This window comes from Ruegeria sp. BG6 (assembly GCF_056538465.1).
This window is the reverse complement of the sequence record NZ_JBQFTB010000044.1, coordinates 1-1184: the sequence shown is the minus strand read 5'-3', so window position 1 is coordinate 1184 and position 1184 is coordinate 1. Positions and strand designations below refer to the sequence as shown.

1 pseudogene is annotated in these 1184 nt (G+C 54.6%); it reads right to left on the bottom strand.

Annotated elements, in window-relative coordinates:
* Positions 1-86: 86 nt before the first annotated feature.
* Positions 87-1184 (bottom strand): annotated as a pseudogene (locus ACR0JW_RS23840) (IS3 family transposase); the annotation flags it as partial.

The window sequence follows — 1184 nt, the reverse complement described above, 5'->3', positions numbered from 1 at the left end:
ATCAGCCCCACTTGTGTGGTCTAATTTGATTGTTAGTGCAAGGCCGGCCTTTGGTCCATCAGAACGATGGTTTCCGGGGCCGGTGGTTAATATCCCAGAGCACTGTGCGGGCGTTTAGTGTTGTAGTGTTTCCTCCATTCTTCGATCAATATCTGCGCTTCTTTTAGGCTGTAGAAGACTTCTCCATTCAGGAACTCATCTCTGAACCGCGCATTGAAACTTTCGCAGTAACCGTTCTCCCATGGGCTGCCTGGCTCGATGTATGCGGTCTTTGCTCCAACTGCATTGATCCAGTCTTGAACCGCTACGGCAATGAACTCAGGGCCATTGTCGGAGCGAATGTAGCCTGGCACACCGCGCATGATGAACAGGTCACTCAGAACGTCGATGACATCGCCGGAGTTCAGCTTTCGGTCCACTCGGATCGCCAAGCACTCCCGGCTGTACTCATCGATAACGTGGAGCGTGCGGAACGCCTTTGCGTCATCCGTTCGACAATGCACGAAGTCATAACTCTAAACGTGGTTTCGATGCTCCGGCCGCAGCCGAACACACGATCCATCATTTAACCAGAGCCGTCCCTTCTTTGGTTGTTTCATTGGCACTTTCAGCCCCTCCCGACGCCAAAGCCTTTCGACGCGCTTGTCATTTACCTGCCAGCCCGCATCTCTCAGCAAAGCCGCGATCCGGCGATAACCGTAGCGGCCATACTGGCGGGCCAATTCTATCATGTCCGCCACCAGGCGCTTCTCGTCAGCTCGACCTTTCGGCAGCTTTCGCTGTGTGGATCGGTGCTATTTCAGGACACGACACGCCCCCTCTCATCGTTTGCCTTGCAAACGACTGCCGGGCAGCGGGACGTTCTGAGACACGCAGTTTGTGGCGCACATGGTTGATGCAGGCACGGCGGCGGGCGGGGCTCAGTAGTTTCCCTTGGCCGCCTCCGTCAGGATCAGTTTGTCCAGGGTCAGATCCGAGACGGCCTTTCGAAGACGCTCATTCTCTTTTTGAAGGCGCTTGAGTTCCTTCAATTGATCCGCACCCATTCCGCCGTACTTTTTCTTCCAGCGATAATAGGTCTGTTCAACAACACCAATCTGCCGGATTGCATCCAGACGGGACATGCCTTGCCCCATCAATATCTCAACCTGTCGCAACTTCGAGACAATCTCTTCCGGCTTCGG